The 20,555-nt window shown below is 65.7% G+C and carries 17 protein-coding genes; 12 read left to right on the plus strand and 5 right to left on the minus strand.

The window, feature by feature from the left end:
* Nucleotides 1–98: 98 nt before the first annotated feature.
* On the minus strand, nt 99–605 hold the full coding sequence (locus tag L0U82_RS12815) for a hypothetical protein (protein WP_233831486.1): 507 nt from the start codon (nt 603–605) through the stop codon (nt 99–101).
* 404 nt (nt 606–1,009) lie between these two features.
* On the opposite strand from L0U82_RS12815, the gene L0U82_RS12820 reads away from it, so the two are divergent.
* The 6 genes from L0U82_RS12820 to fumC all read left to right on the plus strand — a co-directional run bounded on the left by L0U82_RS12820 (nt 1,010) and on the right by fumC (nt 8,757).
* On the plus strand, nt 1,010–1,228 hold the full coding sequence (locus L0U82_RS12820) for an RNA-binding S4 domain-containing protein (protein ID WP_233831487.1): 219 nt from the start codon (nt 1,010–1,012) through the stop codon (nt 1,226–1,228).
* Between the two features lie 363 nt (nt 1,229–1,591).
* Complete coding sequence (locus L0U82_RS12825) at nt 1,592–3,004, plus strand: MATE family efflux transporter (RefSeq protein WP_233831489.1); 1,413 nt, start codon at nt 1,592–1,594, stop codon at nt 3,002–3,004.
* Between the two features lie 85 nt (nt 3,005–3,089).
* Nucleotides 3,090–4,250, plus strand: coding sequence for an IS30 family transposase (locus L0U82_RS12830; protein ID WP_233828879.1), 1,161 nt, complete (start codon nt 3,090–3,092; stop codon nt 4,248–4,250).
* A gap of 228 nt (nt 4,251–4,478) precedes the next feature.
* Nucleotides 4,479–5,441, plus strand: a complete 963-nt coding sequence (gene panS, locus L0U82_RS12835; protein ID WP_233831490.1) for a ketopantoate/pantoate/pantothenate transporter PanS — start codon at nt 4,479–4,481, stop codon at nt 5,439–5,441.
* Between the two features lie 253 nt (nt 5,442–5,694).
* Nucleotides 5,695–7,341 (plus strand): phospholipase D family protein, encoded by a 1,647-nt coding sequence (locus L0U82_RS12840; RefSeq protein WP_233831491.1) that lies wholly within the window; start codon nt 5,695–5,697, stop codon nt 7,339–7,341.
* Between the two features lie 15 nt (nt 7,342–7,356).
* Nucleotides 7,357–8,757 carry a class II fumarate hydratase gene (gene fumC / locus L0U82_RS12845; RefSeq protein ID WP_233831492.1) on the plus strand — a complete coding sequence of 467 codons (1,401 nt, stop codon included), beginning with the start codon at nt 7,357–7,359 and terminating at the stop codon, nt 8,755–8,757.
* 288 nt (nt 8,758–9,045) lie between these two features.
* Here the strand turns inward: fumC and L0U82_RS12850 are convergent, their stop codons facing one another.
* Nucleotides 9,046–9,552: an acyl-CoA thioesterase gene (locus L0U82_RS12850; protein ID WP_233831493.1), complete on the minus strand. Its 507-nt coding sequence runs from the start codon at nt 9,550–9,552 to the stop codon at nt 9,046–9,048.
* A 303-nt stretch (nt 9,553–9,855) separates the two neighbouring features.
* Nucleotides 9,856–9,996, minus strand: coding sequence for a hypothetical protein (locus L0U82_RS12855; RefSeq protein ID WP_233831494.1), 141 nt, complete (start codon nt 9,994–9,996; stop codon nt 9,856–9,858).
* Between the two features lie 242 nt (nt 9,997–10,238).
* Between L0U82_RS12855 and L0U82_RS12860 the strand changes: the two genes are divergently transcribed.
* Together L0U82_RS12860 and L0U82_RS12865 are read left to right on the plus strand one after the other, a co-directional pair.
* Nucleotides 10,239–10,952, plus strand: coding sequence for an ArsR/SmtB family transcription factor (locus L0U82_RS12860; RefSeq protein ID WP_233831495.1), 714 nt, complete (start codon nt 10,239–10,241; stop codon nt 10,950–10,952).
* A 286-nt stretch (nt 10,953–11,238) separates the two neighbouring features.
* Entirely contained in the window at nt 11,239–13,803 is a 2,565-nt protein-coding gene (locus L0U82_RS12865; protein ID WP_233831496.1) for a DUF6600 domain-containing protein, read from the plus strand.
* A gap of 145 nt (nt 13,804–13,948) precedes the next feature.
* On the opposite strand, the gene L0U82_RS12870 is transcribed toward L0U82_RS12865, so the two are convergent.
* Nucleotides 13,949–14,920, minus strand: a complete 972-nt coding sequence (locus L0U82_RS12870; protein WP_233831498.1) for a thymidylate synthase — start codon at nt 14,918–14,920, stop codon at nt 13,949–13,951.
* Nucleotides 14,921–15,299: 379 nt separating this feature from the next.
* Entirely contained in the window at nt 15,300–16,694 is a 1,395-nt protein-coding gene (locus tag L0U82_RS12875; protein ID WP_233831499.1) for a sigma-54 dependent transcriptional regulator, read from the minus strand.
* Nucleotides 16,695–17,238: 544 nt separating this feature from the next.
* Between L0U82_RS12875 and L0U82_RS12880 the strand changes: the two genes are divergently transcribed.
* The 4 genes from L0U82_RS12880 to L0U82_RS12895 all read left to right on the plus strand — a co-directional run bounded on the left by L0U82_RS12880 (nt 17,239) and on the right by L0U82_RS12895 (nt 20,480).
* Nucleotides 17,239–17,712 (plus strand): hypothetical protein, encoded by a 474-nt coding sequence (locus tag L0U82_RS12880; RefSeq protein WP_233831500.1) that lies wholly within the window; start codon nt 17,239–17,241, stop codon nt 17,710–17,712.
* Between the two features lie 122 nt (nt 17,713–17,834).
* Nucleotides 17,835–18,383 (plus strand): hypothetical protein, encoded by a 549-nt coding sequence (locus L0U82_RS12885; RefSeq protein ID WP_233831501.1) that lies wholly within the window; start codon nt 17,835–17,837, stop codon nt 18,381–18,383.
* Nucleotides 18,380–19,063, plus strand: coding sequence for a hypothetical protein (locus L0U82_RS12890; RefSeq protein ID WP_233831502.1), 684 nt, complete (start codon nt 18,380–18,382; stop codon nt 19,061–19,063). Before L0U82_RS12885 ends, L0U82_RS12890 begins: the two co-directional genes overlap by 4 nt.
* A 25-nt stretch (nt 19,064–19,088) precedes the next feature.
* On the plus strand, nt 19,089–20,480 hold the full coding sequence (locus L0U82_RS12895) for a hypothetical protein (RefSeq protein ID WP_233831503.1): 1,392 nt from the start codon (nt 19,089–19,091) through the stop codon (nt 20,478–20,480).
* The last annotated feature ends 75 nt before the right edge of the window (nt 20,481–20,555 follow it).

Genomic DNA, 20,555 nt, shown 5'->3' on the forward strand with positions numbered 1-20,555 from the left:
GCTGCTTTTACTGCGCCCTGATAGTCGAGTAGCCCGAGTGGCCCTCCAGCCACGGCGCCGGAGCCTCATCGAGACCCCCGGCGCCGAACCAGCAAGGCTTAATGCTTGACGTCAGCGCCATCGGCCTGAGCCGCCTGCCCTTCCATCTCCATCTTCATTGAGTTATTGGCGGTCTGCTTGTCGGCCTTCTGGTTCAGTTTCGCGCCGCGCACCTGCGCCTTGTACTGATCCTTCGCAGCCTTTTGCTGTGCCTTCATTTCGGCCTTCGACGCCTGCTTCGACGCGCGATACTCGGCATTGGCCTTCGCATCGGCATCGCGCTTCTGTACCAGCGGATCGGGCGAGCCCGACGCCGTCAGACGGCTCGGCGGCGGGGGCGGCTGCACCCCTTGGGCGGCGGGCGCCACATCCGGCTGCATCGTCGGCGCGGACGGCGGCGGGACCTGCAGACCCTGCGTGGCAGGCGCGACGCCGGCAGCGCCTTGCGCCTGGAGTTGCGCCTGCGCGCCGGGACCCGCGGGCGGCTGTGCGGTCTGGGCAACGGCGGCCGTCGCGGCAAAAGCACTGAGAGCGGTACCGATCAGGAGCGAACGGATCTGGGTCATGGCTATCCTCTCTAAAGGTTGTGGTGACGCGGGCGAACAGTCCGGCATCGCGATAACGGGATGTCCCGCGCGCCTCGCCCGGTCTACGCATCGCTGGCGGTTCGGCCGGGGATCGATCCCGGATATCCAGCGAGCTTTGCTTGCAGACTGCACTTTAGGAGTGAAATTCGTTCTCGACGATCGCTGTTACGGAGCGTTTCACTTTCCGACATGTGCATAACATCTGCTTTCAATTGCTTGCGGGCGCCGGTGTCCGCGTCGCTGACAGGCGACGCGGCACCGCAGCGCCGCTTCCAGGCTGGACTTGCTCGCGGCTTGGCTTATGATGCCGAACCCCTGCCGCAAACCCGGCTGCAACCCGGCCGAGAATCTCGACCGCGCCCTTGCCTGAAGGTGCAAACACCATGCCCAACCTGAATTTCACACTCACCGGCGACTACGTCGAACTGCACAACCTTCTGAAGATAACGGGCCTCGCCGACAGCGGCGGCTCCGCGAAAATGATGGTCGCCGACGGCGCGGTCATGGTCGATGGCCGTGTCGAAACGCGTAAAACGTGCAAGATCCGCGCGGGCCAGGTGGTGCTGCTCGGCGATACGCGAATCGCGGTACATGAGGGCTAACGCGCGGTGAAAGCGGCTGAATTCCGTTCGTCAACGCTGACGGCATCGCGAAGTCATCCGCCGCGCCGGGCATCCCGGCGCAACCCAACGATTGGCGACATCGCCGCGCACCATCATCGTGCGTTCGCCATCGACATCGGTCAGGCCAGGCAATAAGCTGTCGGTTTCGACAGCTAAACGACGGATTACGCCATCGGCCAGCAGAGTCGGCCGCACGCGGCCCGTCGACGCGCGACGGCTTCCCCGGCGCTCACTGCCCGCCAGACGCGTGAAACCAACGAGCGCGCAAAGGTTCAACTGCGCACCGCCGCTTTCGCCATCTGCGCTTCGCTGTCACCACCTTCCGCCGCCAAAGCGTTTTTCATGACCCAATCCGGCTTTGTCCGGGCGGCCAGCCGGCCGCCGACCTTCTCCCGCCACGCGGCCGATACCGCGCGGCTCGCCGCGCCGCTCGCGATCGCGCAGCTGTCGCAGATGGCGATGAGCGTCACCGACACGATCCTGCTCGGCTCGCTCGGCCCCGACGCGCTCGCCGCCGGCGGCCTCGGCGCCAACCTCTTTTTCGTTGTCGTCACGCTGCTGCAAGGCGTGCTGACCTCGGTCAGCGTCAGCGTCGCGCACGCGCGCGGCGCGCAGGAAGACGGCCGCGTGCCGCATATCTACTGGACCGGTTTCCTGTTGTCGGTGTTGCTGGCGGTGCCGGCGTTCATCCTGCTGTCGTTCGCGTCGCAGATCCTGCTCGCGTTCGGCGAGCCCGGCCTGCTCGCGCACAACGTCGGCAAATACGCGGCGGTGCTGCGCTGGGGCGCGCCCGCGAGCCTGATCGGCGTCGGCCTGATGCGCTCGTTTCTGCCGGCGATCGGCGCCGCGCGCCGGCTGCTGTGGGTCTCGATCATCAGCGTCGGCGTGAACGGCTTTCTGAATTACGGGCTGATCCACGGCGCGTACGGCTTGCCGCGGCTCGGTTTTCTCGGCTCGGCGGCGGCGACCACGATTACCGTGTGGCTAACCGCGCTCGTGCTGATGGCGCTGCTGCATCTGCGGCCGCGTTTCAAACATTTCGTCGTCGCGACACGGCCGAAGCTGCCGCTGATGGGCGAACTGTTCGGCATCGGCTGGCCGGTCGCGATTACCTACGGGGTCGAGTCGACGCTGTTTCTCGCGACCGGCCTGATGGTCGGCCTGCTCGGCGAATCGCAACTGGCCGCGCACCAGATCGCGCTGAATGTCGCATCGGTCGCGTTCATGGTGCCGCTCGCGATCGGCCAGGCGGCCAACGTGCGGGTCGGCTATTGGGCCGGCGCCGGCCAGCCGCTCGCCGCGCGCCATGCGGGCTTCGTCGCGCTTGCGCTCGGCGTCGGCTTCATGACGATGTCGGGGATCGTGCTGATCACCGCGCCGCACTGGATCGTGGGTCTGTATCTGCACCTCGACGACCCGGCCAACGCGCCGACCGTCGCGCTCGCCAGCTCGCTGCTCGGCGTGGCCGCGATTTTCCAGATCGTCGACGGCATGCAGACGGTCGGTTCAGGGTGCCTGCGCGGCCTGAAGGACACGCGCGTGCCGATGATCGCCGCGTCGTTCGGCTACTGGGTGGTCGGCTTTCCGACCGGCTATACGCTCGCGTTTCACTTCGGGCTCGGCGCGCGCGGTCTGTGGTGGGGTCTCGCGGCCGGGCTCGCGAGCGTCGCGGTGCTGATGACCTTGCGATTCCACAAGCTGAGCTTGCGGCAGGTGCCGGCCGCTCCGGTTACGCCGCCGGCCACGTCGGTTTGAACGCACGATAGCGGCCGATAACGCCGACGGATTCAACCGGTCGATGCAACACCTAGAATCTGCGTGAGCAGCGGAGGAGTTGCAAATGAAACAGCGACCGAGAATTTATTACTCCGAGACCCAGAAAGCGCTGATGTGGGACCGATGGCGCAAGGGCGATACGATTCATCAGATTGCCAAACTGTTTGATCGGGGCCATTCTTCGATTCAGCGAATACTATCGGAGAACGGTGGCATCCAGCCGCCGCAAAGGCACCGTGCGCCACAGGCATTGACGCTCGCGGAGCGCGAGGAGATTTCCCGTTCACTGGTGTCCGGATTGTCGATCCGGTCAATAGCAGCCAGGCTGGGACGCGCCCCTTCCACTATAAGTCGTGAGTTGCAGCGCAACGGGGGCAGCCAGGGCTATCGGGCAAGCCAGGCGGATGCGATCGCGTGGCAGCGGGCACGACGGCCGAAGGTTTGCAAACTTATGCGAAACCAGACGCTGGCGCGAGTTGTCGCTGCAAAGCTGAAGTTGCAGTGGTCCCCTGAGCAGATTGCCGGTTGGCTCAGGCATGCTTATGCGGTCAACAAGGACTATCTGGTGTCGCACGAGACAATCTACCGGAGCCTCTATATTCAAGCTCGTGGTGCCCTGAAAAAAGAACTGCTTGAGCACTTGCGACGCTTTCGAACCATGCGCCGATCCCGTCATCACACACTGAAAACTGAGGGTCGCACGAACATTCGCGACGCCGTGTCGATCAGTGAACGCCCCGCGACGGCGGAGGATCGCGCAATACCTGGGCACTGGGAAGGTGACTTGCTGTATGGCAACGCGACGAGCCAGATTGCAACTCTCGTCGAACGTCAAAGTCGATTCGTGATGCTGGTAAAAGTGCCCAGCAAGGATTCTGCGGCTGTGGTCGACGCGCTGATACGACACGCCAGCAAACTCCCGAGAGAACTCTATAGATCGCTGACGTGGGACAGGGGATCGGAAATGGCGGAGCACCACCGCTTTAGCGTTGCAACCGACATTGAGGTCTATTTCTGCGACCCACATCATCCCTGGCAACGCGGTTCGAACGAAAATACGAATGGGCTTCTGAGGCAATACTTCCCCAAGGGTACTGATCTGTCTGCTTACTCACAGGCCGGACTGGATGCCGTCGCCAGGCGGCTCAACGAACGTCCCCGAAAAACACTAGACTTCGATACGCCGGCTGAGCGATTTAACCAAATCGTTGCATCGACCGGTTGAATCCGCCCCCGATAACGGCCGCTCGCATCGACCAGACCTCGAAGCTCCACAGCCGCACGCCCCGGCGACGCGCGCGCCCTTCCTGAAGCACTTCCTGCAAACGGTAAAATGCCGGCCGCGGCACGCCGGCGTTCGCCCACCTGGTGCCACGCACCGGCCGGCCACGGCGCAAGCGCGCGCCGCGGCCCCGCTTTCTCGCGATAAAACATAACCAAGGACCTCCGCGCCATGCTTGCCCGCGTCACCCGCCTGTTCCCGCTCTGGGCCGTGCTCGTCTCGATCGCCGCCTACTTCTCGCCCGCGTCGTTCTCCGGCGTCGCGCCGCACGTCACGACGCTGCTGACGATCATCATGCTGGCGATGGGCGTCACGCTGTCCGCTTCCGACTTCCTGCGCGTGTTCACGCGTCCCGCGCCGGTGATCGCCGGCATCGTGCTGCACTACCTCGTGATGCCGCTCGCCGCGTGGGGCATCGCCAAGGCGCTGCGCATGCCGCCCGACCTGACCGCCGGCATGGTGCTGGTCGGCAGCGTCGCGAGCGGCACCGCGTCGAACGTGATGATCTATCTGGCGCGCGGCGATGTCGCGTTGTCGGTGACGATCAGCGCGCTGTCGACGCTTGTCGGCGTATTCGCGACGCCGCTGCTCACGCGGCTTTACGTCGACGCGTCGATCGTCGTCGACGTGCACGGCATGCTGATGAGCATCCTGCAGATCGTCGCGCTACCGATCGTCGTCGGTCTCGTCGTCAACCATCTGTTCCGCAAGCTCGTGCGCGCGATCGAACCGATCCTGCCGCTGATATCGATGGTCGCGATCGTGCTGATCATCGGCGCGGTGGTCGGCGGCACGCAGAAGAGCATTGCGTCGGTCGGCCTCGTCGTGATGCTCGGCGTGGTGCTGCACAACGGCATCGGCCTGCTCGGCGGTTACTGGGGCGGGCGCCTGCTCGGCTTCGACGAAGCGATCTGCCGTACGCTCGCGATCGAAGTCGGCATGCAGAACTCCGGCCTCGCCGCGACGCTCGGCAAGCTGTACTTCACGCCGCTCGCGGCGTTGCCGGGCGCGCTGTTCTCGGTGTGGCACAACCTGTCGGGCTCGTTGCTCGCGGGCGTCTGGGCGGGGCGCCCGGCCAAGGGCTCGACGCATGCCGATGGTGAGCGCGCGCAGGGCGTCGCGCAGCGCGGCTAATCACAGCACGGCACTGTGCACTGCGCGCTTCATGCGCCGCGATGGTGGTTTCCACGATCGCGGCGGCATGACACGACACGCCGGCCGCCGCGCGGCCACTCGTCGCCAGCCCGCCAAAGCCTGACCATCCTGCCCATGCCGGCGAACCGGAACCACCAGCCGATTCCCCCTTAGAATGCATTTCTCGACAGCGCGCGCCAGGCGCACGCGCTAGCCGTCACGAGACGCTTGCGATCAAAAGGGAGAACACCACGTGCAGGGGCATCTCGAACAGAACCAGAACACACTGAGCCGCCAGCGGGCATTCGGCACCACGAGACTTTTTTTCCTGCTGTGCTGTACGGCGGCATTTCTGACCGCCTGCGCGACCCGCCCACCCGCCACCGCATTCGATCGCGAACTCACGCACGCGCTGCCCGCAAGCGCCGACACCCCATTGCGTCACGCGCTCGCGCCGCTCGAAGCGAAACATCCACAGCAATCGGGCTTTCGCGTGCTGTCGAGCGGCACCGACGCGCTGCAGATGCGCATCGCGCTTGCGCGCGCGGCGACGAAGACCCTCGACATGCAGTACTACATCGCCAACGAGGACACCACCGGCAAGCTGCTGCTCGGCGCCGCGCTGTATGCGGCCGATCACGGCGTGCGCGTGCGCATGCTCGTCGACGATCTGAACTTCAAGGACATCGACCGCGTGATGGCGGGGCTGAACACGCACGAGAACATCGAGATTCGCGTGTTCAATCCGTTCGGCAGCGCGCAGGAAGGCATGTTCGAGCGCACCACCAATCTGTTCACGCAGATCGGTCACTTCACGCGCCGCATGCACAACAAGGCGATGATCGCGGACAACCAGTTGGCGATCGTCGGCGGGCGCAATCTCGGCGACGAATACTTCAGCGCGAGCGACACGCTGCAGTTCCGCGACCTCGACGTGCTCGCGGCGGGCCCGATCGTCGCGGATGTGTCGGCGAGTTTCGACGACTACTGGAACAGCAGCCTCGCCTATCCGCTGCGCGTGCTGAACAAGCAGAAGTTCGATGCGAAGGAACTCGACCAGACGCGCGACGACCTGCGCCAGCACTGGCGCACCAATGCCGATCCGTACAACGCCAAGCCGCTGAACGCGACGCCGCTCGCCGCGCAGATCACGAGCGAGCAGTTGGGCCTGACCTGGGCGCCGGCCGAATTCAAGGCGGATCTGCCGGAGAAGATCGAGCACCCGTCACCGGATTACGTGAGCCCGCCGATGCAGCGGCTGCGCGAACTGATGAGCGACGCGCGGCACGACTTCCTCGTCGTGTCGCCGTACTTCGTGCCGCACGACGCGGGCGTGAAGGCGGCCAGCGAACTGACCCAGCGCGGCATCCACATCGCGGTGCTGACCAATTCGCTTGCCGCGACCGATGCGGTCGCCGTGCAGGCCGGCTACAGCCCGTATCGCGTGCCGCTGCTGAAGGCCGGCGTCGATCTGTATGAATTCAAGCCGGATGCGCAGGCGCCGATGAGCTTCGCGGGCTCGCGCTCGCGCGCGAGTCTGCACGCGAAGACCTACGTGATCGACCACCAGATTCTCGTGATCGGCTCGATGAATCTCGACCCGCGTTCGGCGAATCTGAACACCGAACTCGCGCTCGTGATCCATAGCCCGGAGCTCGCGAATCAGGTCGCGCAAATCTTCGCGCGCGCGATCCAGCCGAGCGAAAGCTATCACGTGACGCTCGCCGATCAGGCGCAGCTCGCGTATCTGCGCTCGATCGGCGCGCCGCTGTCGCCGCTCGTGTGGACCGACGTCGAAAACGGCGAGAAGCGCACCTACATTTTCGATCCGCAAGCAGGTTTTTACCGCAACGCGCTAACGGGTCTATTCTCGTTATTGCCCGTCAACTCTGAACTTTGAACACCGGAGTGAAACATGACTGAAGACGTACGCATGGAACGCGACACGTTCGGCGAAATCGCCGTGCCGAACGCTCGCCTGTGGGGCGCGCAAACGCAGCGCTCGCTGCAGAACTTCAAGATTTCGACCGAGAAGCAATCGCCCGAACTGATCACCGCGCTGGCCGTGATCAAGCGCTCGGCGGCCGAGGTCAATCTCGGTCTCGGCGTGCTCGACGAACAGAAGGCCCGCGCGATCATGCAGGCGGCCGACGAGATCATCGACGGCAAGCATGCGGGCGAATTTCCGCTGGCCGTGTGGCAGACGGGTTCCGGTACGCAGACCAACATGAACCTGAACGAAGTGATCGCGAATCGCGCGAGCGAGCTGCTCGGCGGCGAGCGCGGCGAAGCGCGCAAGGTGCATCCGAACGACGACGTCAATCGCGGTCAATCGTCGAACGACGTGTTTCCGACCGCGATGCACGTGGCCGCCGCGTACGCGATCGTCAAGCATCTACAGCCGGCGCTGAAGACGCTGCGCAATACGCTCGACGGCAAGGCGAAGGCGTTCGACGGCATCGTCAAGATCGGCCGCACGCACCTGCAGGACGCGACGCCGCTGACGCTCGGCCAGGAGTTTTCGGGCTATGTCGCGCAGCTCGACCACGGCATCCGTCACGTCGAGTCGGCGCTGCCGCATCTGTACGAACTGGCGCAGGGCGGCACCGCGGTCGGCACCGGGCTGAACGCGCATCCGAAGTTCGCGGACAACGTCGCCGCGGCGATCGGCAAGCTGACCGGCCTGCCGTTCGTGTCGGCGCCGAACAAGTTCGAGGTGATGGCCGGCGCCGATGCGCTGGTGTTCGCGCACGGCGCGCTGAAGACAGTCGCGGCGAGCCTGAACAAGATCGCCAACGACATCCGCTGGCTCGCCAGCGGCCCGCGCTGCGGTCTCGGCGAGCTGTCGATTCCGGAAAACGAGCCGGGCAGCTCGATCATGCCGGGCAAGGTCAACCCGACCCAGTCCGAAGCGCTGACGATGCTGTGCGCGCAGGTGTTCGGCAACGACGTCGCGGTGAATATCGGCGGTGCGAGCGGCAACTTCGAGCTGAACGTGTTCCGCCCGATGATCGCGCACAACGTGCTGCAGTCGGTGCGCCTGCTCGCCGACGGCGCGCAGAGCTTCAACGACAACTGCGCGGTCGGCATCGAGCCGAATCGCGAGCGCATCGATACGTTGCTCAACGAATCGCTGATGCTGGTGACAGCGCTCAATCCGCACATCGGCTACGACAAGGCCGCGCAGATCGCGAAGAAGGCGCACAAGGAAGGCACGACGCTGAAGGCGTCGGCGCTGGCGCTCGGCTATGTCAGCGAGCAGCAGTTCGATGAGTGGGTGCGGCCGAACGATATGGTGGGGCGTACGGCGGGGTGAGTGGCGAGTTGAGTATCTGAAGCTCGCGCGGATGATCTGATGGAGGTTCCGCCGTGCTTGCAGCAGTCGGCTCGGCGGCACTCGTCGGATTGCGCGGCCTGAATGGCGGGCTTGCGCCTTGGGTATATCGCATCGCGCGAGTTAGGTGGCAATTGCTCCCCGCCTCGCGACCGCCGCTTACGCGGCTGCTTATCTAGCGGCGGCTGCTGCGAATCACGTGCGGGCCGCGACACGGCGAGCTGCCAGCCGCTGCCTGCACTACCGCACTACCGCACTACCGCACTACCGTCAGATTTTCCCCTGCGCGACGCCTTCCGGCTTCAGCTCGACGATCGCGTCGAGCGCTTCCTTTACATCCATCGCGTACTTGGCAAGGCGATGGTGCTCGTCGGTCTGCGGCACGAATGACGGCACCGGCACCGGACTGCCGTTCTCATTGACCGCGACCATCACGACGAGACAGTCGGTGGTCTGCAGCAGCTCTCCGCCCTTCGGATCGCCCGCCTGCACCGACACGTGGATATGCATGCTGGTGCGGCCCGTCGCGACGACACGCGCGCGCAATTCGACGAGATTGCCAACGAGGATCGGCCGGCGAAAACGGATGTTGCCGACGCTGACCGTCACGCAATAGCGCCCCGACCATACCGCCGCGCACGCGTAGGCGGTCTCGTCGATCCACTTCATCAGCGCGCCGCCGTGCACCTTGCCACCGAAGTTGACGGAGGTCGGCTCGGCGAGAAAGCGGAAAGTGGTTTCCGAACGGTCCATCGGTGCTGCGGGAAGAGTGCTCATCTTGACTCCGGTCAATCGGATGCATTGAAAGGGGGCGATTATACGAGCGCAATATTGCGTGCGGCGCAGTGTCGCGGGAAAGGGCAGCGCGATTGGTGGCTGCGGAGAGCGGCGGCGCCGGGGTTTTTTGAAATGCTTTGACGAGTTGCGGATGTCAGTTCATGGCGCCGGACCGAGCGCGTTCGCGGCTCGCGCATGACCAAAACGCCCCCGAGCCGCGCCGTGCCAGGCCGAGCAGCGACGCGAAGTTCATACGTCCGATGTTCAGGCGCGCGCCCGAACGTGAACTGGCCGTGCGTCGCGCTAGTTACGGACGCTGATGCCTTCGTCGATTGTTCCGTACATGGTGATGCTGCCGCTGCCCGCCGAACCGGGGCCGGCACCACCCTGAGCGCACGCGCTGAACAGCAGAACCGTCGCGGCAACGGCCAAAAGAATTTTCATCACGAGCTATTCCTGCGAAGACAGATCTCAATTTTAGCCTGCCGGCAGGATACGACGTGGGAACGCGGAGTGCGGGGCGGCTTGTGGGGGAATCGCGGCGGATTGGGGACTCGCGCCGACCTCAACCCGCCCCGCCCTCTCCGCATTCCATCGTTCACCCCAACCTGAAACATCGAATCCCACGACCCGATACAGTGGAGACCATGACGGCACGCTTCGCCGCCGCACCAGGAGGCCCCACGATGACGTCCCCCATCACCGACGACCACAACCATTTCCCCGGCTTGAGCCGTATCGGCGCGCTGCTTGCCGATCCCGGCCGCGCCGCGATGCTATGGGCGCTGATGGACGGCAGCGCCCGCCCCGCCGGCGAATTGACGATGATCGCCGGGCTGTCGCCGTCGGCGGCCAGCGCCCACCTGGCGCGCCTCACCGACGGCGGGCTGCTCGCGGCCGAGGTGCGCGGGCGGCATCGCTATTTCCGGATCGCGTCGCCGGAGATTGCCGCGTCGATCGAAGCGCTCGCCAACGTCGCGCAGGTCAGCGCGCCGCAGCGGGCCGCGCCGCGCCCCGCACGCACGGTGCCGGTCGAGATGCGCTATGCGCGCACCTGCTACGACCATATGGCCGGCGAACTGTCGGTGCGGATGTTCGAAAGGATGCTCGAGCGCGGTCTACTGACGCAGCACGGCGCATCGCTGGAGGCGACCGCGCAGGGCGCCGCCCGCTTCGCCGACTGGGGTATCGATCTGTCCGCGCAACAGAGCCGCCGCCGACGCTTCGCGTGCACCTGCCCGGACTGGAGCGTGCGCCGCCCGCACCTGGGCGGCGCGCTCGGCGCGGCGCTGCTCGATACGTGGTCCGCGCACGGCTGGGTCGAACGGACCGAGCGCCCACGCGTGCTGCGGATCACGCCGGCCGGCCATCGCTACTTCGATGCGTTCCTCGCCGAATGAACCGTTTGATCGTACTAAAGGGGCCGTTTCATCGGAGAAATACCGGCGAACGATGCGCTCGTGGCGCAGCCAGCGGCCCCCGAAGCGCATGCGGCATCCCCGGACCGCACGCTGATTTTGTCCCGATCGCGCCCGGGTGAAGCGACGCCCCGCCTCGCTGGCCCCACGAGACCTTTTGTTACATGCCAGCGAATCCACCTTACAAATGTGGAGGTCTTGAAACATGCGCGGCAGGTACAGTGACTGAACGGATCCGGCCGATTGCCGCGTCCGCCGGAGACCAGTCATGACACACGCTACGCACCCTACGCACGCTACCCAGCCCACGCGGCAACCCACGCCCCAACGCCGGATTGCCGGCTATACGCTGATCGCGGCCGCTGTCCTCGCGCTGGCCGCGCAAGCCGGATTCGCCCAGCAGATCGAATCCGCGCCGCCCACGGCGGCCACCGCCGCCACCGCGCCGGACGGCGATCCGCCGGGACGCATCGCGCGTCTGAACTACACGGCCGGCGCCGTGACCACCGAGCCCGCCGGCGCGACCGACTGGTCGTACGCTCAGATCAACCGCCCGCTCACCACCGGCGACCAGTTGTGGAACGACCAGAACGCGCGTTCCGAGCTTCACATCGGCTCGACCGCGATCCGCCTCGGCCAGAACACCAACCTCGACGTGCTCAATCTCGACGACACCAGCGCTCAACTGAAAGTCGCGCAAGGCACGCTGTCGACGCACGTGCGCGAAGTCGCGCCCGGCTCGTCGTATGAAATCGACACGCCGAACCTGGCGCTCGGCGTGAACGGCCCCGGCGACTATCGCGTCGACGTCGCGCCGGACGGCAGCAGCACCACGGTCACCGTGCGCGACGGCAGCGCGATCGCATACGGCGACGGCGGCCAGGTGCCGCTTGCGGCGGGCCAGCAGATCCGCTTCGCCGGCACCAACCTGCAACAGCTCGCCGACGCGCGCGCGCCGGCGCCCGACGAACTCGATCAGTGGGCCGCCAGCCGCGACGCCACCGAAGACCGCTCGGTATCGGCGCGCTACGTATCGCGCGATATCCCCGGCTATGAAGACCTCGATGCCAACGGCACGTGGCGCGACACCCCGCAGTACGGCGAGGTGTGGACGCCGCGCGCGACGCCGGCCGGCTGGGCGCCGTATCACGACGGTCACTGGGTGTGGCAGGCGCCGTGGGGCTGGACCTGGGTCGACGATCAGCCGTGGGGCTTCGCGCCCTACCACTACGGCCGCTGGGTGCAGTTCGACGACAGTTGGGCATGGGTGCCGGGCCCGCTCGAAGCCGAAGCACCGCCGCCGGTCTATGCGCCCGCGCTGGTGGCGTTCGTCGGCGACGATGATGGCGGCGTCGACTGGGGTGTGAATCTGGCGATCGGCGGGGCGATCGCGGCCGGCGTCGCCTGGTTCCCGCTCGGCCCGGGCGAACCGTGGCATCCGCATTGGGGCGGCCACGACCGTTGGAGCCCCGGCTACTACAACCGCGTGAACCGCGCGACCATCGTCAATGACTATCACCGTGACGTGAATATTCACAACACGTACGTGAACTATCACGCGCGCGGCGGCCTGACGGCGGTGCCGGCGACGGCCTTCGTGCATGGCCAGCCGGTCGGACGCTTCGCGCAGAAGGTCGATCCACGGCAGTGGCACAACGCGCGGATCAACCCCGGCGCACCGGGGATTGCGCCGGTGCGCGAGAGCTTCGGCTCCGATTTGCGGCGCGCGAACTATCGGCCGCCGGTGAGCGTTGCCGCGCGGCCGGTCGTCGCGACGCGCAATCCGGCGATGCCGGCCGCGTACCGCGACGACCTCGCGCAGCGCTTCGCGCAAAGCGGCGGACGCGTGCCGGGGGGCGGTCAGCCGGTCGTGCGGACTTCGGTGCCCGCGCATATGACTGGGGCGCCCGGCGCGGCACCGATCGCGAGAGTGCGGGTCGTGCAGTCTCATGTGCCGGGTCGGCCGCCGGGAATGGCCGCGGGGACGCCGGGTACGCCTGGCGCGCCGCATGGTATCGAGCAGGCTGGGCAGCGGCCCGCCGACGGGCTGGCACCGGGCTCGCACGGCGACGCGCCGCAAGCGCGGCCGGGTATGCCGCCGTCGATGGCCGGCAATGGGCGTCCGCCGCAGCCGGGTCAGGTGGAACAAAGGGAGCCGGGGGGAAGAACGGGACAGGCAGGACAAGCGGCACAAGCCGGACCCGCCGACGGACATCCGTCCAACGGCGTGCCGCGGCCACCGCAGCCGGGCGGCGGGAATCCGCTTGCCGCGGCGCAAGCCGGCGCGCAGCAGCACGGCGCCCCCCAGCAATGGGGCGCAGTCGGACGATCCGAGCCGGCCTGGACGCGGCCGCATCCGCCGATGGCCCAGCAGACGCCGCGTGCGGATCAGCCGGGTAATCAGCCGCAGCTTGGCGTCGCGCATCCGCCTGAGAATGCAGCCGCGCAGCAGCAGGCGCGTCAGCCGGAGGGCCGTGCGCAGCCAATGCAACCGATGCAGGCGCCGCCGCATGCCGAGCCGCAACAGCAGGCCCAGCAGCCGCGTTTCGACGCGCGTCCGCAGCCGATGCGGCACCCGCCCCGCGAGCAACCAGCACGGCCCGAACCGCAGTTCCAGCAAGCGCAGCAGCCGCGTCCTCAGCCGATGCAGCAGCCGCGCCCCGAACCGCAGCAGCAGCAGGTCCAGCAGCCGCATATCGAGCAACGGCCGCAGATGCAGCAGCCCCGCGCTGAACCGCGTCCGCAGCAGGTTCAGCAGCAGCGCGCGCAACCGCAGCCGCAGCATGCCGAGCAGCACGGCGGCGGCAATCACGACGAGCATCACAAGGGCTGAGCGATCTGAGTGGCGCCGCCGTCGCCGGCACAGCAGCACGCGTGAAGCGATACAAGCAGCGGCAATAAAAAAACCCCGCAATCCAAACGGATCGCGGGGTTTTTTAACATGGGACGCAGGCGCTACAGCCCGTCGTCACACCGCATCAGATCGCCATCGGCGCCGTCAGCGGCTCGTGGTGCCGATAGCCGACCAGCGAGAAATCCGCCGGCTCGATCTTCTCGAGCCATTCCGGCTCGTACACGCCGGTTTTCGCATACTCGGGCACACGCTCCGAAATCGCGAGCTGGGGACTCTCGTACGGTTCGCGCGTCAGCTGCTGCTGCAGCATGTCGAGCTGATTCTCGTAGATGTGCGCGTCGCCGATGAAGTAGCTGAACCAGCGCGGCGTATAACCGGTCAGGCGTCCGACCAGATGCAACAGCGCCGCGCCCTCGGTCAGATTGAACGGCGTGCCGAGCCCGACGTCGTTGCTGCGGATGTACAGACACAGCGAAATTTCGCGGCGCGCGACGTTCGGCAGGAACTGGTAAAGCAGATGGCAGGCCGGCAGCGCGATCTGGTCGAGTGCCGCCGGATTCCACGCGTGAAACAGAATGCGTCGATCGGCGGGATTGCGCATGATCGTATCGAGGCACTGACGCAACTGATCGATCGCCTTGTACAGCAGCACTTTCGAGCGGCCATCTTCGTCGAACTGCGTGATCACGCGAAAACCGCGCGCCTGCGCATCGGCGAGCTGCGCGCTCGCGCCGGCGTCGAGCACCTTGTACGCGGGCCATTGGCGCCATTGCACGCCATACACGTCGCCGAGATCGTCAGGGCCTTCGCGATACGGATTAGCGAGCCACTGCTCGTTCTGGTTCGCGTTGCCGTCCCACACCTTGCAGCCGAGCGCGCGGAAATCCGCGGCACTGCGCGATGCGCGCAGAAACCCGATCAGTTCGCCGATCGCCGACTTGAACGCGAGCTTCTTCGTGGTGACCGCGGGGAAGCCTTGCTGCAGATCGAAACGCAGCATCGCACCCGGCATGCTGATGGTGCGGATGCCGGTGCGGTTCTCCTGCCACGAGCCGGTATCGAGAATCGTGCGAACGAGCTCCAGGTATTGTTTCATGCGGTTTCCTTCGACGAGGCACGGCCACGCGCCACGAAATTGGGCAAAACTCGATTCTAACAAGCGCGACCGGACGACGCCTCGCGATGGCGTATGGCATCGGTCAATCGAAGGGAGACGTTCAAGCGGAGAAGTCCGCGACGCGAAGAAGCTCTGCGAAGGGACATACACCGACCGACATGGACGCGCGCAACGGCGCGATAAGGTGAAAAGCGGCAATGACATGCTGTGCTGATGCGCGGCGAACATCTCGCCGCACCCAAGCTCAACCCGTCAACATAGCGGAACCATCCGGCAACGACCACGCGGCGCCTCAATGCCCTTCAGCCGCGCGGCAACGGATGCTCACGGCGCGGCCCCGCACCGCGCCTTCACACACTCAAAGATGCTGTACCGAAGCCGGCAAATCGCCATGCGGCGCCGACATCGGCTCGCTTTCCATATGCCGCATCCCATGCGAGCACAGCAGCCGGTACAGCGTGACGCGCGAGATACCAAGCTCCTGCGCCGCGTCGCCAAGCCGCCCGCGATGACGCAGCAACGCAAGCTCGATCGCCTGCCGTTCGGCCGCTTCGCGCGCCTGCGCGAGCGACACCGGCACGATCTCCACATACTCGGCAAGTTCGAGATCGCGCGCGGTGATTGCGCGTCCTTCCGACATCACGATCGCGCGCCGTACCCGGTTGATCAGCTCACGCACGTTGCCCGGCCAGCCGTAGTTATGCAGTGCCGCGATCGCATCGGGCGCGAAGCCGCGCAAGCGGCGGCTCGCATCTTTCTTGAAACGCTCGAGCATGTGGCGCGCGAGCAGTTCGATGTCCTTGCCGCGCGCGCGCAGCGGCGGCTCGTCGATCTGCAACACGCACAGACGGTGATAGAGGTCCGAGCGGAAACGCCCTTCGATCATCGCCGCGGTCATGTCCACATGGGTGGCCGAGATGATCCGCACATCGACATCGATCGCCGTGTGTCCGCCGAGCCGTTCGACCTTGCGCTCTTGCAAAAAGCGCAGCAGGCTCGCCTGGCTCTCCAGCGGCAGATCGCCGATTTCATCGAGAAACAGCGTGCCGCCATTGGCCGCTTCAACGCGGCCGATCTTGCGTTGATTCGCGCCGGTGAACGCACCACGCTCATAGCCAAACAGCTCGGATTGCAGCAGATGCGGCGGAATCGCACCGCAGTTGATCGGCACGAACGGCGCGTTTCGACGCGCCGAGCGCTCGTGAATCGCCACCGCCGTGAGTTCCTTGCCGGTGCCCGATTCGCCGGAGATGAACACCGGCGCGTCGGTCATCGCGACTTTGCGAATCGAACGGAACAACGCGAGCATCGCGTCGCACGAGCCGACCATCTCGCCTTCGGCACCCTGCGAGCCGTCATGCGCCGCGCTTTCGCTCAGCGAGATCATCCCGTACGCGTGGCCGACCGAATCGACGATGCGATCGCCCGAATACGGCACCGTGACGTAATCGAAACAGTAGTCGCGCACGAGCCGGCGCAACGCGGCGTCCTGCAATTGTCCCGGCGTGGTGGCCGCGACCCAGCCGACATTCGGCATGGTCAGGCAGGATTCGAAAGCAGCGATTTCGTGCGGCTGGAAATCGCTGGAAAGATCAAGCAGGCCGCCCGCGGCCATTCCGGCGCGAACCGCCCGGCGCGCATCGCGCGCGGATCCTACGACTTCGACATGCCAGCCACGCTGCAGAAAACGCGTATTCAGCTCCGCGCTAGGATCGCGCGAAACGTAAATCAGTTGCCGCGTTGCGGGTTCCATTATTCAGATCCTCTCGTCAACGAACGTTAAGGATGACGCATGCACCTGAAACTGCGGTTCAGACACGCTGACTCATTCGGAATTCGCAAATCGCAAAAACCGAACGGCCATTCCATTCCGTGCGGACAGCTGATCCCCAAGAAAGCGGCGTGTGTGTTTGAGACGACCTGTTATGGGCCTTTTTTAAAAATTCAAAGCCGTTTTCGAGAGCTTACTATACGTGCGCGAGTTCGAAAACAATTATGCGAATTTAATCGGGGATCCTTTATCCATCAGGGTTTCAGCCACACCACAACGATTTATTCAGCCGACAAATAAAACATTACTGGAAGCGCTTTTACTGATGTTTCGCCGCAAGGTAGTTCGTACCTTTCGGTTTAACGAATTATAGGTATTTTCTGCTGCGCCGTTTCAGCGCTGAAACGTTTTTTTCCGATTTCGCGCGCATTACTCCCCGTTATGTCGGTCATGTCCAGACGCATCAAAGGATTGCGACCGATGGCACATGTTTCGCTAAATGGCGTGCACCAGGGGAGACAACATCATGCGCCTCGTTTTCCGCATCGATCTGATTGGCCGGACCTCATATTTCGCGATCTGCGCGGCGCTCGCGTTAAGCGCGCTGGCGCCCGCCGCGAGTGCCCAGACCGCACAAGCCGCGCCGGCCGGATCCGCCACGCTGGCGGAATCCAGCGATGCGCCCGGCACCTCTTCAGCCAATGAGCAACCCGCCGCGCTCGCCACCACGGATAGCAACAACCAGCTCGCCGCGAATCCGACCAGCACACCCGACGATGCTGCAGCGGTGAACGATATTTCGCTCGACGACCAGGTGCTGTCGCGGCAACGCGGCGGCGCGGTCGGCATGTTGATGGTCGCCGCAACGCCGCGGCTGATGCAAGGCGGCGGCAACCAGGTGACGTTGTGGGACGAGATCGCCCCGCCCTCGCCGCTGCCCGTGCCGGTCGACGCCGCGCGCGCCGCCCAGGGCAACGTCGCGACGTACCAGAGAAAGTAGCCAGCACCAGACAGAACCACAAGCAGTGCAGGACCGGCGCCGCGCCGCCTACGCAAGCATCAGACACGGCAGGCCGGCGGGAGTCAGGGCACCTCAGGGCACAACAGGGAAAGGACCGGAACATGACTACCAACCTTCAGACGCCGCGCGCCTTCTGGCCGCCGGCGGCGTCGCTGGACGGCGCGCGCGCCAACCGGGGTGCGCTGGTGGCCGGCGCCACGATTCTCGCCGCACTCTTCAGCGCGACCCTGGCCGGTCCCGCATGCGCCGAACAGGTCGCCAATCCGGGCGACATCATCGTCGAGCGCAACGTCACGCCGCGCGACGCATTCGTTCCCGTACCACGCGACCAGGACCCGGTCGGTGTGCGCGCCACCACGTTCCCGGCCAACTCGTTCAACCCGGCGATCGCCACGCTCGTCGGCGACTCCGATCTGACCAACGCGCACGGCTCCACTGGTGTCGCCCAGGGCGGCGTGTTGAACGGCACCGGCATGCAGGCGGTCGCGCAGATTCTCAGCGGCAAGGCGACCGGCAGCAATGTCGCGCTGAACGCCGGCGGCATCGGCGCGCCGGCGCCGGGGATCGGCGGCACGATCAGCTCGTCGGTGACGGGCGCGCTCGCGCCGTTGTCGAACGTGCTCGGCGGCGCACTCGGAGGGATGAAATGAGCCCCTTCGCCACCCTGTGGTCCGGCGCACTGACGCAATCGCCGCGCCGCGCTTCGCTATGCGCATGCATCGCGTGGGCAGCCTTCGCCGCAACTCAGGCACATGCGCAAGCACAGCCTCAAGCACAGTCGCAGAACGTGCCGGTGATCGGCGCGACCGCGACGATCGGCACCGGCGCGGGCGCCGGCGTCACCGGCGCGTTCACGGTCAATGAAACGGCCGGGCTCGACAACGCGCAGGCCAACCAGATCACGGTGACTAATGGCAACAACGGCACGGTCGCCGGCAACGCGAACGCGAGTGTGCAAAGCGCGTCGGTGGCCGCGAACGTCACGCGCGCACAGGCCTCGATCGAAGCCAACGCCTTTTTGAATACTTCCGGCGCGGTGCTGGTGAACCAGTCGGCCGGAGCAGGAAATCTGCAGCGCAACAGCACCCAGGTGGGCACTGCGGCGCTCGGAGTCGAGACCGTCCCGGATAGTGAGCTATCCGCGACGGCCCCGAGAAACGGGAGTCTGGGGCAGTCCAGCTCGATTCGCGACGTCCGCGAGGCCAACATTTCCAGCAATGCCTTCAGGAATGCGACCGGAATCGTGCAGATCAACCAGGCAGCCGGCGCCGGTAATGCCACGGCAAACAGTTTTGTGCTCCGTCCCCCGGCGGGCACTTTTTTTAACTGACCACACTTAAGTATCGGAGCGAATCATGAAGCGCACTCTTATTGCCGCAGCCGTTCTCGTCGTCGCATCCGGCAGCGCGTTGGCCGCGCCGCCCAAAGCCTTCCTGTTCAACACCACGGCCGTGGGCGAGATGGTCGGCGTGGAAGGGATGGTTGGACTGTATGGCTGCGTGCACGTATCGAGCACGGCCGGCGCGGTGATCAACAACAACCAGTCGGTCAACGTGAACGCGACGCTCGATCCGCAGGCGCAGAGCTATCGGACCGGCTCCATCACGACGAGCTACAACAACCACTCGAGTTCGGTCAAAGGCGCCGGCGCGGCGTTCGCGTTCACGACCCAGAGCCACTCGAGTTCGAGCTCCGGCTCGCAGGGCTTCCAGGCCTCGGCCGGCTATGCGTACGGCAATCAGAGCGCCAGCGTGACGGGCGGCGGCTATGAAACGAGCCAGCAGGCAGCGGGCATCGCGGGCGGCTTCTCGCACACGAGCCAGAATTCCGGCGCCCATATCGCGGCGGGCGGCTCGATCGGTGGCGGCTACAACTACAACGTCCACAACACGCCGTCGCACGGCAATGGTTCGTTCAGCGCGGGCGCGGGTCTGCACGCCGGCTACAACGAATCGAGCTATTCGAACGCGTCGGGTGTAGCCGGTGGCTTCGAAGCCAGCGAAGCATCCGGACAGGGCCGCGCCTGGGGCTATAGCGCCAACGAAGGCTCCGGCTTCGCGGCGGTCGGCGAACACTCGTCGGGCTACACGCGCAGCCGTTCGTCGTCGAGCGACGCATACGGCGCCGCATGGGGTGTCGACGCGACGATGGCCACCACCGACGTGACGACTCGCGGCTCGGTCACCGAGCACATCAACACCCAGGCAGCCGGCACGCTGACTGCGACGACCGGCACCAACGCGGCCACCAACGTGTCGGGCAACCTCGGCGTGAACATCGCGGAAGGCATCAGCAACGCGCAAAGCAACGACGTGTCGCTCGCCTCGGTCGACATCGGCAACGTGTTCGGCAATGCGCAGGTCTTCAACAGCCAGTCCACCAGCGGCAGCGCCCGGATCAACAACTTCAACCTCAACGCGTCGGTCGGCAACGGCTCGCTGGCGGGAGTAACGGGCAACGTCGGCGTGAACGTCGCATCCGGTATCGGCAACGTGCAGAACAACAGCCTTGCCGGCGCCGTGACGACGACCTCGCCGGGCAAGGCGATGACGACCGCGATGGACGCCACGGATGACAACTCGCAGACCGCCGCCATGACGGTCCACGGGCAATTCCAGGGCACCGCGATGCTCGGCAACGACACGCTGCACGGCGCGTCCGGCAACATCGGCGTGAACATCGCCGGCGGCGCGGGCAACCTGCAGCACAACGGTCTGGCGATCGCGGCGCTGAACAGCGGCAAGTAAGGCGCCGGCGCAGCACCGTCGACAGGCGGGCAGAAGCGGGACAGCAGTCGAAGGACGCGCCGGCGGCCGCAGAAG

The sequence above is a fragment of the Paraburkholderia sp. ZP32-5 genome, from assembly GCF_021390495.1.
In the GTDB taxonomy this organism is placed as follows: domain Bacteria; phylum Pseudomonadota; class Gammaproteobacteria; order Burkholderiales; family Burkholderiaceae; genus Paraburkholderia.

Excerpts from the sequence above, each read along its gene's own strand:
- L0U82_RS12815 (WP_233831486.1), bottom strand. The coding sequence starts at position 605 with ATGACCCAGATCCGTTCGCTCCTGATCGGTACCGCTCTCAGTGCTTTT.
- L0U82_RS12820 (WP_233831487.1), top strand. The coding sequence starts at position 1,010 with ATGCCCAACCTGAATTTCACACTCACCGGCGACTACGTCGAACTGCAC.
- L0U82_RS12825 (WP_233831489.1), top strand. The coding sequence starts at position 1,592 with ATGACCCAATCCGGCTTTGTCCGGGCGGCCAGCCGGCCGCCGACCTTC.
- L0U82_RS12830 (WP_233828879.1), top strand. The coding sequence starts at position 3,090 with ATGAAACAGCGACCGAGAATTTATTACTCCGAGACCCAGAAAGCGCTG.
- panS (WP_233831490.1), top strand. The coding sequence starts at position 4,479 with ATGCTTGCCCGCGTCACCCGCCTGTTCCCGCTCTGGGCCGTGCTCGTC.
- fumC (WP_233831492.1), top strand. The coding sequence starts at position 7,357 with ATGACTGAAGACGTACGCATGGAACGCGACACGTTCGGCGAAATCGCC.
- L0U82_RS12850 (WP_233831493.1), bottom strand. The coding sequence starts at position 9,552 with ATGAGCACTCTTCCCGCAGCACCGATGGACCGTTCGGAAACCACTTTC.
- L0U82_RS12855 (WP_233831494.1), bottom strand. The coding sequence starts at position 9,996 with ATGAAAATTCTTTTGGCCGTTGCCGCGACGGTTCTGCTGTTCAGCGCG.
- L0U82_RS12860 (WP_233831495.1), top strand. The coding sequence starts at position 10,239 with ATGACGTCCCCCATCACCGACGACCACAACCATTTCCCCGGCTTGAGC.
- L0U82_RS12865 (WP_233831496.1), top strand. The coding sequence starts at position 11,239 with ATGACACACGCTACGCACCCTACGCACGCTACCCAGCCCACGCGGCAA.
- L0U82_RS12870 (WP_233831498.1), bottom strand. The coding sequence starts at position 14,920 with ATGAAACAATACCTGGAGCTCGTTCGCACGATTCTCGATACCGGCTCG.
- L0U82_RS12875 (WP_233831499.1), bottom strand. The coding sequence starts at position 16,694 with ATGGAACCCGCAACGCGGCAACTGATTTACGTTTCGCGCGATCCTAGC.
- L0U82_RS12880 (WP_233831500.1), top strand. The coding sequence starts at position 17,239 with ATGCGCCTCGTTTTCCGCATCGATCTGATTGGCCGGACCTCATATTTC.
- L0U82_RS12885 (WP_233831501.1), top strand. The coding sequence starts at position 17,835 with ATGACTACCAACCTTCAGACGCCGCGCGCCTTCTGGCCGCCGGCGGCG.
- L0U82_RS12890 (WP_233831502.1), top strand. The coding sequence starts at position 18,380 with ATGAGCCCCTTCGCCACCCTGTGGTCCGGCGCACTGACGCAATCGCCG.
- L0U82_RS12895 (WP_233831503.1), top strand. The coding sequence starts at position 19,089 with ATGAAGCGCACTCTTATTGCCGCAGCCGTTCTCGTCGTCGCATCCGGC.